We start from the raw sequence: 13016 nt of genomic DNA on the forward strand, positions 1-13016 counted from the left end.
AACAGCCCGCTGTACCTGACCGCGATCAAGCTGGCGCCAGCCCTCGCGGCGGGCAACACCATCGTGCTCAAGCCCTCGGAACACGCGTCCGCAACGGTTCTCGAGCTGGCCCGTCTGGCCCTGGAAGCGGGTATCCCGCCCGGTGTAGTCAACGTTGTTACCGGCTATGGCCCCAGCACCGGTGCAGCCCTGACCCGCCACCCTCTGGTGCGCAAAATTGCCTTTACCGGCGGCGCGGCAACGGCCCGTCATGTGGTGCGCAGCAGTGCCGAGAATTTTGCCAAATTGTCGCTGGAACTGGGCGGCAAATCACCGAATATAATCTTCGCCGACGCCGACCTCGACAGCGCGATCAACGGTGCCATCGCCGGTATTTATGCCGCGTCCGGACAGAGCTGTGTATCTGGTTCACGCCTGTTGGTCCAGGATGAGATCTACGACGAATTCGTCGAGCGTCTGGTTGAACGGGCCAAGCGCATCCGTATCGGCAATCCGCAGGACGACGCCAGCGAGATGGGCCCGATGGCCACCGCTCAGCAATTGGCCGTTGTCGAAGGTCTGGTGGCCGACGCCATCGCCGAAGGTGCTCATCTGCGCCTGGGTGGCAAGCGCCCGCAGATGGACAATGACGGCTGGTATTACGAGCCGACCCTATTCGAATGTGACCGCAATTCGATGAAGATCATGCAAGAAGAAGTCTTCGGACCGGTCGCGTCAGTGATCCGTTTCAAGGACGAAGCAGAGGCACTGGCCATTGCCAACGACTCGCAGTTTGGTCTTGCCGCAGGCATCTGGACCCGCGATCTGGGCCGCGCTCACCGCATGGCACGGGATGTGCGCTCCGGGATCATCTGGGTCAACACCTACCGTGCTGTTTCAGCCATGGCGCCCATCGGTGGATTCAAGAACAGTGGCTATGGTCGCGAAAGCGGCATCGATTCGGTGCTGGCTTATACCGAACTGAAAACCGTGTGGATCAACCTGTCGTCGGCACCGATGCCCGACCCCTTTGTCATGCGTTGAGGTGACCTGAAATGATCGAACCTGGCATTTACAAGGAGGTCATGGCCTCCTTCCCCTCCGGGGTCACGGTAGTCACCACCCTGGACCCTCAAGGCGGCATCGTCGGCATCACGGCCAGCGCCTTCAGTGCGCTGTCGATTGACCCTGCACTGGTGCTGTTTTGCCCCAACTACGCCTCCGACACCTACCCGATCCTGCGCGACAGCAAACGCTTCGCCATTCATTTGCTGTCGGCGGACCAGCAGGCGGTCGCCTACGCCTTCGCCGGTAAAGGCAAGGACAAAGCCAAAGGCATCGAGTGGCACCTGAGCGAACTCGGCAACCCGCTGCTGGCCCAGGCCACCGCGATCATCGAGTGCGAGCTGTGGCGCGAGTACGATGGCGGCGACCACGCAATCATCGTTGGGGCCGTAAAAAACCTGATCCTGCCTGATCAGCCGGTGACGCCGATGATCTATCACCGCGGCAAGCTGGGCCCCCTGCCCACCCTCGCCTGAGCGAATTTTTCAGGGCCGCACGCCACCTTACTTTCGGTCGCGGCCCCTTTTTATTTCCGGGAGCCGGCATGACCCCAGCAGCCTCGCAACTGTTCCGACAGCAGGCCTTTATCGATGGCCAATGGTGTGACGCCCAAGACGGTACTCGCCACGCCATCTACAACCCGGCCACGGGTGACGTCATCGGTCACGTGCCGAACCTCGGCGCTGTGCAAGCGCGCGATGCCATCGCCGCCGCCCATGCCGCGTGGCCAGCCTGGCGCGCACGCACGGCCAAGGACCGCAGCACGGTGCTCAAGCGCTGGCACGCGTTGATGCTGGAAAACGCCGACGCCCTAGCCGAGATCCTCACCCTGGAACAAGGCAAACCATTGGCCGAAGCCAAGGGTGAAGTACTCTACGCAGCCAGTTTCATCGAGTGGTTCGCCGAAGAAGCCAAACGCATCTATGGCGACACCATTCCAAGCCATAAGGGCGACGCACGGATCGTCGTCAGCAAGGAGCCGATTGGCGTCGTCGCGGCGATCACTCCGTGGAACTTCCCGGCAGCGATGATTACCCGCAAAGCCGGTCCGGCACTGGCTGCTGGTTGCCCGTGCATCGTCAAACCGGCCCCGGAAACACCGTTCTCGGCATTGGCCATGGCCGTGCTGGCGGAGCAGGCGGGTATTCCCGCCGGGATTTTCAACGTTATTACGGGCGATGCTATTGCCATCGGCGCCGAGCTGACCAGCAGTGCCGAGGTGCGCAAACTGTCCTTCACCGGCTCCACGGCCATTGGCAAGTTGCTGATGGCCCAGTGTGCCCCGACGCTGAAAAAGGTCTCTCTGGAACTCGGCGGTAATGCCCCCTTCATTGTGTTCGACGATGCAGACCTGGAACGCGCGATCGAAGGCGCCTTGATCGCAAAATTTCGAAATGCCGGACAAACTTGCGTCTGCGTCAACCGTTTCCTGGTGCAGAACGGCATCCACGACGCGTTCGTCGCCCGGCTTGAGGAGCGTGTCCGCGAGCTGAAGGTCGGCAACGGTTTCGACGACGGCGTCAGCCAGGGCCCATTGATCAATGAGCGGGCAGTGGCCAAGGTCGAGGACCATGTGCAGGATGCCCTGGCTAAAGGCGCTCGCCTGGTCTGCGGCGGCGAACGTCATGCGCTGGGCCATGGTTTCTTCCAGCCGACGGTGCTTGCAGAGGTGACACTCGGGATGAAAGTCGCCCGTGAAGAGACCTTCGGTCCGCTGGCCGCCGTGTTCCGCTTTGACAGCGAAAGCGAGGCGTTGCGCATGGCCAACGACACTGAGTTTGGCCTCGCGGCCTATTGCTACACCCGCGATCTGGGGCGTGCATGGCGCATGAGCGAAGGCCTGGAGTACGGCATGGTCGGGATCAACGAGGGGCTGATTTCCACAGAAGTCGCGCCCTTCGGCGGAATCAAGTCCTCAGGACTGGGCCGCGAAGGGTCGAAATACGGCATCGAAGATTACCTGGAGCTCAAATACACCTTGATGGGTGGGCTTTGAGGGCTTGTCGCTTAAAGAACCCGACATGATAAACTCGGCCATTGTTTTGAATAATGACTGGAGCACCGCAGATCCTCGATCAAGGTGCTCCTTTTGCATGGACAGCCCCACTCAGAGCGGCCCCAATGAAACGCCTGCCACTTGACGACAGCTTCAAAGTCAATCGCAACCCCATTACCCTGCGCGAAATCGTGCTGGATAAACTGCGAAGCGCCATCATGAACTTCCAGCTTTTGCCGGGAGACCGTCTGGTCGAGCGAGATCTCTGCGAGCGCCTCGGCGTCAGCCGTACGTCGGTTCGTGAAGCCCTGCGCCACCTGGAGTCCGAAGGGTTGGTGGAATTCGCCGACGCCAAAGGTCCGAGTGTCGCCATCATCACCCTTGAAGATGCCTGCGATATCTATGAGCTACGCTGCGTGCTCGAAGGCCTGATCGTCCAGCTGTTCACCCTGAGAGCCAAAGCCAAGGACATACGCGCCCTGGAAAAAGCCCTTGAAGAGAACCGCAAGGCGCTCAAGGACGGCGAACTGCAGCAAGTACTCGACTCGGTGCAAGGCTTCTACGACGTTCTGCTCGAAGGCTCGGGCAACCACGTCGCGGCCACTCAATTGCGCCAGTTGCAGGCACGCATCAGCTACCTGCGCGCCACTTCCGTGTCCCAGGAAAACCGCCGCGGCGTCAGTAATCTGGAAATGGAACACATCGTCGAGGCGATCAAGAGCGGCGACCCATTGGCCGCGCATCAGGCCTCGGTCGACCACGTGCGGGCAGCCGCCAAAGTGGCGCTGGACTATCTCAAGCTGAAACAGAACGAAACCGGCAAGGTGCGTGAAATCGTCTCACCCATCGCCCTCAAAGAACCGCGCATAGGTCGCTGAACATGCCCAGCCCGCGCTTTTGCCCGCAATGCGGCAGCGGTGACCTCCGTCATCAACTCCCGCCTGGCGACACCCATGAGCGCTTGATGTGCAGCGGCTGCGGTTACATTCATTACATCAACCCGAAGATCATTGCCGGCTGCATCATCGAGCAGGACGGCAAGTACCTGCTGTGCCAACGTGCGATCCCGCCACGTCCCGGCACCTGGACCCTCCCCGCAGGCTTCATGGAAAGTGGTGAAACCACTGAGCAGGGAGCCCTGCGCGAGGTCTGGGAAGAAACGGGCGTCCGCGCGGAAATCGTCTCGCCCTACTCGATTTTCAGCGTGCCGCAGATCAGCGAGGTCTACATCATTTTCCGCGCCATCGCCGTGGAGAACACGGGGCAATATGGCCCGGAAACCCTCGACTGCCGCTTTTTCGCACCCGAAGACATTCCCTGGGACAGCATCTACTACCCGGCCATCCGGCAGATCCTCGAACGCTACATAGAAGAACGCCAGGCCGGGGTCTACGGCATCTATATGGGCAATGACGACAGCGGAAAAATCCATTTCATCCGCTGAATCCTCCGGCTAACGCTCAAGGTTCATACCCCTCGACAATGATCACCTCCGCCTTGGCCGCGCCCTGGCGATACTCGCACGCCTGCTGATACTGCTCCGAGTGGTAGCACGCCAGCGCCTGCTCATACGACTCGAACTCGATCACCACGCTGCGTTGCGGCGTCGCCCTGCCCTCCATCGCTTCGGAACGCCCGCCCCTGGCCAGCAGTTTGCCGCCAAACAGCGCGAACGCTGCTGGCGCGCGCTGGGTGTATTGCGCGTATTGATCCGGGTCGGCGACATCGACGTGAGCGATCCAGTAAGCCTTCATAACGACCTCGTTATTCCTGTTTATTTTGTATTATGGTATACCATAAAAACGAACCCATCATCATCCGCTACGCAGAGAGCCCAGAGCATGGCCTTCAACCGCATAGAAGACATCATCGAAGATTACCGCCAAGGCAAAATGGTCCTGCTGGTCGACGATGAGGACAGAGAAAACGAAGGTGACCTGCTGCTCGCCGCTGACCGCTGCACGGCTCAGGCGATCAGTTTCATGGCGCGGGAAGCACGCGGCCTGATCTGCCTTACCCTGACCGACGAACATTGCCAGCGCCTTGGGCTGGAACAGATGGTGCCGAGTAATGGCAGTGCGTTCAGCACGGCGTTCACGGTGTCCATCGAAGCCGCAAGCGGAGTCACTACCGGGATCTCCGCGGCTGACCGCGCACGCACTGTCGAAGCCGCTGTCGCCGCCAATGCCCGCGCAGAAGACCTGGTGCAACCAGGGCATATCTTCCCGTTGCGGGCCAAGGAAGGCGGTGTGCTGACACGCGCCGGGCACACCGAGGCCGGTTGCGACCTGGCGCGGCTGGCCGGTTTTACTCCGGCGTCGGTGATCGTTGAGGTGATGAACGATGACGGCACCATGGCCCGTCGTCCTGACCTGGAAGTGTTCGCCGCCAGACACGGCATCAAAATCGGCACCATCGCCGACCTGATCCATTACCGACTTAGCACCGAACGCACTGTAACGCGCATCGGCGAGCGCGAACTTCCTACCGTTCACGGTACTTTCCGGCTGATCACCTACGAAAACAGGATCGAAGGTGGCGTCCACATGGCCATGGTCATGGGCAATATTCGTCGCGAAGACCCGACCCTGGTTCGCGTGCATGTGATCGACCCACTGCGCGATCTGGTGGGTGCCGAATACACCGGACCGTCGAACTGGACGCTGTGGGCCGCGTTGCAAAAAGTAGCCGAAGAAGGCTGCGGCGTGGTGGTGGTATTGGCCAACCACGAATCTTCGCAGGCGCTGCTTGAGCGGATTCCGCAACTGACCCAGCCACCACGGCAATACACCCGCTCACAATCGCGCATCTATTCAGAAGTCGGCACCGGGGCACAGATTCTGCAAGACATCGGTGTTGGAAAACTACGCCATCTCGGGCCGCCACTGAAATATGCAGGGCTGACCGGGTACAACCTGGAAGTGGTGGAAAGCATTCCGTTTGTAGGCTGATGGCGTCAAACGATTCCCTACAGCTGACGAACCGCACAGAACAAAAAACAAGATAAAGACAGACAATCGGTGAGGCGAAACCCTTGCAGAAAGTTTGGAATACCATAATATGATATTCCATCGACCGGATAGTTTTCCAGGTGCGCCCGAAAGGGACAGCACACAACAACAGCCCCTGGCACGGTCAATGTTCAAGGCCCCGATGGACCTACTGCTCCCGATAGGCGGGCGTCAACAGCCCGCTCAAAACACAACAAATGAGGGCGTAAAAATGGTGTTGAATAAACGCGCAGCTGCGGTACTTGCTGCAAGCTTGTTGGCAATCACTTGCAACGCAGCCATCGCGGCTGAAAGCATCAGCTTCGTCAGCTGGGGCGGCTCGACTCAGGACGCGCAGAAGCAGGCCTGGGCCGACCCTTTCAGCAAAGCCAGTGGCATCAAGGTGGTCCAGGACGGTCCTACCGACTATGGCAAACTCAAGGCGATGGTCGAAAGCGGCAACGTGCAATGGGACGTAGTCGATGTAGAGGCTGACTTCGCCCTGCGCGCAGCGGCTGAAGGCCTGCTCGAACCGCTGGACTTCAAGGTTATCCAGCGCGACAAGATCGACCCGCGCTTCGTCTCCGATTATGGCGTTGGCTCGTTCTTCTTCTCCTTCGTCCTCGGCTACAACGAAGGCAAGCTCGGCGGCAAAGCCCCGCAAGACTGGACAGCGTTATTCGACACCAAGACCTTCCCAGGCAAACGCGCGCTGTACAAGTGGCCGAGCCCAGGCGTGCTTGAATTGGCGCTGCTGGCCGACGGCGTGCCCGCCGACAAGCTCTACCCGCTGGATCTGGATCGCGCGTTCAAGAAACTCGACACCATCAAGAAAGACATCGTCTGGTGGGGTGGCGGCGCGCAATCCCAACAACTGCTGGCCTCCGGCGAAGCCAGCCTCGGTCAGTTCTGGAACGGCCGGATCCACGCATTGCAAGAAGATGGCGCACCGGTCGGTGTGAGCTGGAAACAGAACCTGGTCATGGCTGACTTCCTGGTCATCCCTAAAGGCTCAAAAAACAAGGAGGCGGCCATGCGTTTCCTGGCCAACTCCAGCTCAGCCAAAGGCCAGGCCGATTTCTCTAACCTGACCGCCTATGCACCGGTCAACACCGACAGCGTGCAACGTCTGGACTCAGTACTGGCACCTAACCTGCCGACTGCCTACGCTAAGGATCAGATCACTCTCGACTTCGCGTACTGGGCCAAGAATGGTCAGACCATCGCGACACGGTGGAACGAATGGCTTCTCAAATGAAAATGACGGCCACCGCGCTCCGTCAATCCAACCCGGTCGGGAGCGCCTCTGGCGCTGCCGACCCGGCTCCAGACAAGGCTGCGGTCATGAAGCATTCCACTCCACTGATGCAGCGTTGGCGCGGTGCCAGCAACCTGATCCCGGCGCTGTTGTTCCTCGGCTTGTTTTTCTTCGCACCGCTGGTCAGCCTGTTACTGCGTGGCGTGCTTGAGCCCACGCCGGGGCTGGGAAACTATGCCGAGTTGTTCGCCAACTCCGCATACGCCCGCGTGCTGTTCAACACCTTCGCCGTGGCGGGTCTGGTAACAGTATTCAGTCTGCTGCTGGGCTTTCCTCTGGCATGGGCGATCACCCTGGTCCCTCGTGGCTGGGGGCGCTGGATACTCAATATCGTCTTGCTGTCGATGTGGACCAGTCTGTTGGCGCGGACCTATTCCTGGCTCGTGCTGCTCCAGGCTTCCGGGGTGATCAATAAGGCCTTGATGGCCATGGGCATCATCGATCAACCCCTGGAAATGGTGCACAACCTGACCGGGGTGGTGATTGGCATGAGCTACATCATGATCCCGTTCATCGTTCTGCCGCTGCAGGCCACCATGCAAGCGATTGACCCCATGGTCCTGCAGGCCGGCTCCATTTGTGGTGCCAGCCCATGGAGCAATTTTTTCCGGGTGTTCCTGCCATTGTGCCGTCCGGGGTTGTTCTCCGGCGGGTTGATGGTGTTCGTCATGTCTCTGGGCTACTACGTCACCCCGGCCCTGCTGGGTGGCGCACAGAACATGATGCTGCCGGAATTCATCATCCAGCAGGTGCAGTCCTTCCTCAATTGGGGTCTGGCCAGTGCAGGTGCAGCATTGCTGATCCTGATCACGCTGGTGCTGTTCTACTTCTACCTGAAGCTGCAACCGGAATCCCCGGTCGGCTCCAGCAACTCGAGGTAAACCATCATGTTATTGACCGCCAATGCGATGAGCCGACGCATGCGTTTGGGCCTGTACCTCACCACCGGAGCTATTGCGCTGTTTCTGCTGCTGCCCATCGTGTTCATCGTACTGCTGTCGTTCGGTTCCTCTCAGTGGCTGGTGTTCCCGCCGCCAGGCTGGACATTGAAGTGGTACAGCCAGTTTTTCTCCAATCCCGACTGGATGGACGCCGCCTTCGCCAGCCTCAAGGTCGCGGTCCTGACCACGGTCTTTGCTGTAGCTCTGGGCTTGCCGACCGCCTTTGCCCTGGTGCGCGGGCGCTTCCGGGGCCGGGAAATGCTCTACGGCCTGTTCACCCTGCCAATGATCGTACCGCTGGTGATCATCGCCGTGGCCGTGTACGCGTTGTTCCTCAAACTGGGTTACACCGGGACGATGTTTGCGTTTGTGGTCAGCCACGTGATCGTCGCGTTGCCGTTCACCATTATCTCGATCATCAACTCACTGAAACTGTTCGACCAGTCCATCGAAGACGCTGCCGTGATCTGTGGTGCTTCGCGCCTGCAGGCGGTGTTCCGGGTGACATTCCCGGCGATTCGCCCCGGCATGGTGGCGGGCGCCCTGTTCGCCTTTCTGGTGTCGTGGGACGAGGTGGTGCTGAGCGTGATGATGGCCAGCCCGACCCTGCAAACCTTGCCGGTAAAAATGTGGACCACCCTGCGTCAGGACCTGACACCTGTGATCGCCGTCGCCTCGACGCTGCTGATCGCGCTGTCGGTGCTGGTCATGGTGATCGCCGCCGCTGTGCGCCGGCGCAACGAAGTCAGCGCCTGAGCGCCTAGGAGTACGACATGAGTGCTGTGATCAAAGACCCTGCGCAGCAGGCCAACAAGACCCTGGTCAGCCTGCGCAACCTGAACAAGCATTACGGCGACTTCGCCGCCGTGGACAACATCTCGCTGGATATCCAGGACGGTGAATTCCTGACCTTCCTCGGCTCCAGCGGCTCCGGCAAAAGTACCACCCTGTCGATGCTGGCCGGTTTCGAGACGCCCAGCTCCGGGGAGATCCTGGTCAACGGTCAGTCTCTGGTCAACGTACCGCCACACAAGCGCGACATTGGCATGGTGTTCCAGCGCTACTCATTGTTTCCGCACCTGTCGGTACGCGACAACATCGGTTTCCCGCTGGTCATCCGCAAACTCGCCAGCGCTGAGCGCGAACGCCGGGTCGACGCCATGCTCAAGCTGGTGCAGCTCGAGCAGTTCGCCCATCGCCGCCCTTCGCAACTGTCAGGCGGGCAGCAGCAACGCGTGGCGATTGCCCGGGCGCTGGTCTACGAGCCGCGCATCCTGCTGATGGACGAACCCCTCGGCGCGCTGGATAAAAAGTTGCGGGAGGATTTGCAGGATGAACTGCGTCAGTTGCATCGCCGGCTGGGTATCACCATCGTTTACGTGACCCATGACCAAGAGGAAGCCATGCGCCTGTCACAGCGCATCGCAATTTTCAGCCATGGCAAGATTGTCGGCCTGGGCAGCGGTTATGACCTGTACCAGAACCCGCCAAATGCGTTCGTTGCGTCATTCCTCGGCAACTCGAACTTCCTCAAGCTCAAGGCCCAGGGCAATGCCGTGGGTGTCTTTGAGGGCCAACCCCTGTCGATCCGCCTGACCTCCGGGCTCCAGAGCGATCAGGACGTGCTGCTGATGGTACGCCCGGAAAAAGCCCAGGCCCTGAGCGTAGAACAGGCCCGGAACGAGCCGCTCGCGGCAGGCTGGAACGAAGTGGCAGCCAAGGTGGGTGAAGTGCTGTTTCTAGGCGAGAGCCAGACCTGCAGCGTCGTTACCGCAGGCGGCACAGCGATGACCGTCAAGGCGTTGTCTGCCGCCGGAATGCCTCTCAAAGAGGGGGACCCGGTGCGCGTGCGTTGGGCAGCCGCCGATGCCTGCATCTATACCCAATGGACCGAAAGCGACCTGAACAAGGCGGCTGGCGCACACTGATCCCCTCCCCGCCAAGCCGACGTTTCTATCGAGGCGTCGGCTTTTTTTTGCCTGAAATATCGTCTTCGTTGCAGGGGAAAAATACCACTTGCAAAGAAGGTATTACGGTATACCATCAGACATACAAACCATCCAATTAGGCCTGGCGCCACCGTCACCTGAGGAAAATCCAATGATCGATGCAAGTGTCTACAAACTAGTCATGGGCTCTTTTCCCTCCGGCGTGACGGTGATCACCACGCTGGATGACGATGGCGAAATCGTCGGCTTGACGGCCAGCGCTTTCAGTTCGCTGTCGATGGAACCGGCCTTGGTGCTGTTCTGCCCCAACTACAGTTCGGACTCTTACCCGGTACTGATCAAGAACAAACGCTTCGCTATCCATTTTCTCTCCGGCGAACAGCAGACTGAAGCCTATGCCTTTGCCCGCAAAGGCAAAGACAAGGCGCTAGGTATCGAGTGGACGCTCAGCGAACTGGGTAATCCGCTACTGAACAACGCCACCGCGATCATTGAGTGTGAGCTGTGGCGTGAGTACGAAGGCGGCGATCACGCCATCATGGTGGGTGCGGTGAAAAACCTTATCGTCCCTCAGCAACAGACCAGCCCGTTGGTGTACTGCCTCGGCAAGATGGGCGCACTGCCAGCCTTTGCTTGATCCAAAACCGTCGCGCACCTGCACCTGACGGGCTAACTAAAAAGATTCGAGGAATGCGTCATGAAATTTTCTTTATTCGTGCACATGGAACGCTGGGATGAGGACGTCAGCCATCGCCAATTGTTCGAAGACCTGACCGAGTTGACCCTGATGGCCGAAGCGGGCGGATTCCGCACCGTCTGGATCGGCGAACACCACGCCATGGAATACACTATTTCCCCAAGCCCGATGCCGCTGCTGGCCTACCTCGCCGCGCGCACGACCACCATCCACTTGGGCGCCGGCACAATCATTGCGCCGTTCTGGCATCCATTACGCGTCGCGGGTGAATGCGCCCTGCTTGACGTGATCAGCAATGGACGGATGGAAGTCGGGCTCGCGCGTGGCGCTTATCAGATCGAGTTCGACCGTATGGCCGATGGCATGCCCGCTGCTTCAGGGGGTAATCACCTGCGTGAAATGGTCCCGGTGGTGCGCAAGCTGTGGGAAGGCGACTATGCCCATGACGGTGATATCTGGAAATTCCCCACCTCCACCAGCGTGCCAAAGCCAATCCAGAAACCGCATCCGCCCATGTGGATTGCCGCCCGCGATCCGGACTCGCATAACTTCGCAGTGAAGAACGGCTGCAACGTCATGGTCACGCCGCTGATGAAAGGCGACGAAGAAGTGCTCGACTTGAAGAACAAGTTCGAAACCGCGCTGGCCAATAATCCAGAGGTTCCGCGCCCTCAATTGATGGTACTGCGCCACACCCACGTCCACAGTGTCGACGACCCCGAAGGCTGGAAAGTCGGCGCCAAGGCAATCTCGCGCTTCTACCGCACGTTCGACGCCTGGTTCGGCAACAAGCAAGTGCCCGTCAATGGCTTCCTTGCGCCGAGCCCGGAAGAGAAATTTGCGGATCGTCCGGAGTTCGAACTGGAAAACATCCACAAGAACACCATGATCGGCACCCCGGAAGAGGTCATTGCCCGGATCAAGTACTACCAGGAACTGGGCGTTGATGAGTTCAGCTTCTGGTGTGACAACAGCTTGCCCCACGCCGAGAAGAAGAAATCGCTGGAACTGTTCATCAAGCAGGTCATGCCGGCGTTCGAATAAACTGGCAGTTCTGTACACAGTCGGGCCTGTAGGGAGCCCGACTGTGTACTATCAGCGACTCCCCCCTCACACCCCTCACCCCTTAGTCGTGCACCGACACCAGGTTGCGGCCATTGGTCTTGGAAACATACAGCGCCTGGTCGGCCCATTCGATCAGGTGTTTGTAGTCGGACGTCGGCTGGCTCATGTCTGCCACGCCAAGGCTGATGGTGCAGCGGATTGAATGGCCGTCGTGAATGACCTCTTGTGCTTCGATCGCCTTGCGCAGACGTTCGGCAAACACAACCCCACCGGCTTTATGGGTGTCAGGCAACAACACTGCGAACTCCTCACCGCCATAACGACCGGCAATATCAACATCGCGGATATGCTGACGCACGGTTTCGGCAACGAGCTGAATCACTTTGTCGCCCGCTTGATGGCCGTAGGTGTCATTGACGCGCTTGAAGTGATCGATATCAAACATGACCAACGTTGTCGCCGTGTCGTACCGAAGGTAGCGTGCGTATTCGAGCTTGAGGGCCTCTTCCCAGTGACCACGGTTGTACAAACCGGTCAGCCGGTCAGTGCTGGACAGCGTCTGTAACTGACTATTGGCCGCCTGCAATTGGTGCGCGTGGGTAGCCACGTCGGTCACGTCATAGATCACCAGGCAGATGTGCCCAATCTCGCTGTTGATCGAACGCAACGGAAACAGGGTGGTGTTCTGGTACATGAAGTCCTCCTGGCCGGTAATCGGCTGGTAGTTCTTGAAATGCACCAGATAAGGTCGCTGCTCCCAGATGGTGAACGCAGGCGTACCAAGAGTGACTACGTTGTCGACCTTCTTGCGGAACCATGCCTCATTGATTTCGGGAAACAGAGTGAAAAAAGATTGGCCGCTGGCCTCGTTCGGCACCACGCCGGAACGGTTCTCCATAAAAGTGTTCCAGACCTGCACCCGGAAATCCCGGTCGAAGACTACGACACCCACGTCGATGCTCTGCACGATGGTCAGCAACCAGTGAAGCTCTTTGATATCGATGTGATCGTTCATG

Annotated in this window: 14 protein-coding genes; 12 read left to right on the top strand and 2 right to left on the bottom strand. The window is 59.3% G+C overall.

Going from position 1 to position 13016, the window contains the following annotated elements:
• The 5 genes from K0F75_RS00990 to K0F75_RS01010 all read left to right on the top strand — a co-directional run.
• Positions 1-1023, top strand: a 1023-nt coding sequence (locus K0F75_RS00990; RefSeq protein ID WP_219059900.1) for an aldehyde dehydrogenase family protein, incomplete at its 5' end; no start/stop codon positions are given.
• An 11-nt stretch (positions 1024-1034) separates the two neighbouring features.
• A complete protein-coding gene (locus tag K0F75_RS00995; protein WP_219059901.1) occupies positions 1035-1520 on the top strand; it encodes a flavin reductase family protein in 486 nt (161 codons plus the stop codon).
• Positions 1521-1588: 68 nt separating this feature from the next.
• Complete coding sequence (locus K0F75_RS01000) at positions 1589-3040, top strand: NAD-dependent succinate-semialdehyde dehydrogenase (protein WP_219059902.1); 1452 nt, start codon at positions 1589-1591, stop codon at positions 3038-3040.
• A 125-nt stretch (positions 3041-3165) separates the two neighbouring features.
• Positions 3166-3918 (top strand): GntR family transcriptional regulator, encoded by a 753-nt coding sequence (locus tag K0F75_RS01005; RefSeq protein WP_219059903.1) that lies wholly within the window; start codon positions 3166-3168, stop codon positions 3916-3918.
• 2 nt (positions 3919-3920) lie between these two features.
• Positions 3921-4484, top strand: a complete 564-nt coding sequence (locus K0F75_RS01010) for an NUDIX hydrolase (RefSeq protein WP_219059904.1) — start codon at positions 3921-3923, stop codon at positions 4482-4484.
• A gap of 16 nt (positions 4485-4500) precedes the next feature.
• Here the strand turns inward: K0F75_RS01010 and K0F75_RS01015 are convergent, their stop codons facing one another.
• Positions 4501-4794 carry a DUF1330 domain-containing protein gene (locus K0F75_RS01015; protein WP_219059905.1) on the bottom strand — a complete coding sequence of 98 codons (294 nt, stop codon included), beginning with the start codon at positions 4792-4794 and terminating at the stop codon, positions 4501-4503.
• An 87-nt stretch (positions 4795-4881) separates the two neighbouring features.
• Here K0F75_RS01015 and ribBA point away from each other — a divergent pair, with 87 nt between their 5' ends.
• The 7 genes from ribBA (at position 4882) to K0F75_RS01050 (ending at position 11979) form a co-directional block, all read left to right on the top strand.
• Positions 4882-5991 carry a bifunctional 3,4-dihydroxy-2-butanone-4-phosphate synthase/GTP cyclohydrolase II gene (gene ribBA, locus K0F75_RS01020; protein WP_219059906.1) on the top strand — a complete coding sequence of 370 codons (1110 nt, stop codon included), beginning with the start codon at positions 4882-4884 and terminating at the stop codon, positions 5989-5991.
• Positions 5992-6262: 271 nt separating this feature from the next.
• Positions 6263-7288 (top strand): ABC transporter substrate-binding protein, encoded by a 1026-nt coding sequence (locus tag K0F75_RS01025; RefSeq protein ID WP_219059907.1) that lies wholly within the window; start codon positions 6263-6265, stop codon positions 7286-7288.
• A complete protein-coding gene (locus K0F75_RS01030; RefSeq protein WP_219060332.1) occupies positions 7285-8229 on the top strand; it encodes an ABC transporter permease in 945 nt (314 codons plus the stop codon). Before K0F75_RS01025 ends, K0F75_RS01030 begins: the two co-directional genes overlap by 4 nt.
• 6 nt (positions 8230-8235) lie before the next feature.
• Positions 8236-9045: an ABC transporter permease gene (locus K0F75_RS01035; RefSeq protein WP_219059908.1), complete on the top strand. Its 810-nt coding sequence runs from the start codon at positions 8236-8238 to the stop codon at positions 9043-9045.
• Positions 9046-9062: 17 nt separating this feature from the next.
• Positions 9063-10217, top strand: a complete 1155-nt coding sequence (locus K0F75_RS01040) for an ABC transporter ATP-binding protein (protein ID WP_219059909.1) — start codon at positions 9063-9065, stop codon at positions 10215-10217.
• A gap of 172 nt (positions 10218-10389) precedes the next feature.
• Positions 10390-10875: a flavin reductase family protein gene (locus tag K0F75_RS01045; RefSeq protein WP_219059910.1), complete on the top strand. Its 486-nt coding sequence runs from the start codon at positions 10390-10392 to the stop codon at positions 10873-10875.
• 60 nt (positions 10876-10935) lie between these two features.
• Entirely contained in the window at positions 10936-11979 is a 1044-nt protein-coding gene (locus tag K0F75_RS01050) for an LLM class flavin-dependent oxidoreductase (RefSeq protein WP_219059911.1), read from the top strand.
• Positions 11980-12061: 82 nt separating this feature from the next.
• On the opposite strand, the gene K0F75_RS01055 is transcribed toward K0F75_RS01050, so the two are convergent.
• Positions 12062-13015 carry a sensor domain-containing diguanylate cyclase gene (locus tag K0F75_RS01055; protein WP_219059912.1) on the bottom strand — a complete coding sequence of 318 codons (954 nt, stop codon included), beginning with the start codon at positions 13013-13015 and terminating at the stop codon, positions 12062-12064.
• Position 13016 lies beyond the last annotated feature (1 nt).

Origin of the sequence: Pseudomonas sp. UMAB-08, assembly GCF_900095225.1 — a bacterium.
Classification (GTDB): domain Bacteria; phylum Pseudomonadota; class Gammaproteobacteria; order Pseudomonadales; family Pseudomonadaceae; genus Aquipseudomonas.

What these genes read in the sequence shown, in the direction of transcription:
- ribBA (WP_219059906.1), top strand. Translation starts at nt 4,882, where the DNA reads ATGGCCTTCAACCGCATAGAAGACATCATCGAAGATTACCGCCAAGGC.
- K0F75_RS00995 (WP_219059901.1), top strand. Translation starts at nt 1,035, where the DNA reads ATGATCGAACCTGGCATTTACAAGGAGGTCATGGCCTCCTTCCCCTCC.
- K0F75_RS01015 (WP_219059905.1), bottom strand. Translation starts at nt 4,794, where the DNA reads ATGAAGGCTTACTGGATCGCTCACGTCGATGTCGCCGACCCGGATCAA.
- K0F75_RS01035 (WP_219059908.1), top strand. Translation starts at nt 8,236, where the DNA reads ATGTTATTGACCGCCAATGCGATGAGCCGACGCATGCGTTTGGGCCTG.
- K0F75_RS01055 (WP_219059912.1), bottom strand. Translation starts at nt 13,015, where the DNA reads ATGAACGATCACATCGATATCAAAGAGCTTCACTGGTTGCTGACCATC.
- K0F75_RS01040 (WP_219059909.1), top strand. Translation starts at nt 9,063, where the DNA reads ATGAGTGCTGTGATCAAAGACCCTGCGCAGCAGGCCAACAAGACCCTG.
- K0F75_RS01030 (WP_219060332.1), top strand. Translation starts at nt 7,285, where the DNA reads ATGAAAATGACGGCCACCGCGCTCCGTCAATCCAACCCGGTCGGGAGC.
- K0F75_RS01005 (WP_219059903.1), top strand. Translation starts at nt 3,166, where the DNA reads ATGAAACGCCTGCCACTTGACGACAGCTTCAAAGTCAATCGCAACCCC.
- K0F75_RS01000 (WP_219059902.1), top strand. Translation starts at nt 1,589, where the DNA reads ATGACCCCAGCAGCCTCGCAACTGTTCCGACAGCAGGCCTTTATCGAT.
- K0F75_RS01050 (WP_219059911.1), top strand. Translation starts at nt 10,936, where the DNA reads ATGAAATTTTCTTTATTCGTGCACATGGAACGCTGGGATGAGGACGTC.
- K0F75_RS01010 (WP_219059904.1), top strand. Translation starts at nt 3,921, where the DNA reads ATGCCCAGCCCGCGCTTTTGCCCGCAATGCGGCAGCGGTGACCTCCGT.
- K0F75_RS01045 (WP_219059910.1), top strand. Translation starts at nt 10,390, where the DNA reads ATGATCGATGCAAGTGTCTACAAACTAGTCATGGGCTCTTTTCCCTCC.
- K0F75_RS01025 (WP_219059907.1), top strand. Translation starts at nt 6,263, where the DNA reads ATGGTGTTGAATAAACGCGCAGCTGCGGTACTTGCTGCAAGCTTGTTG.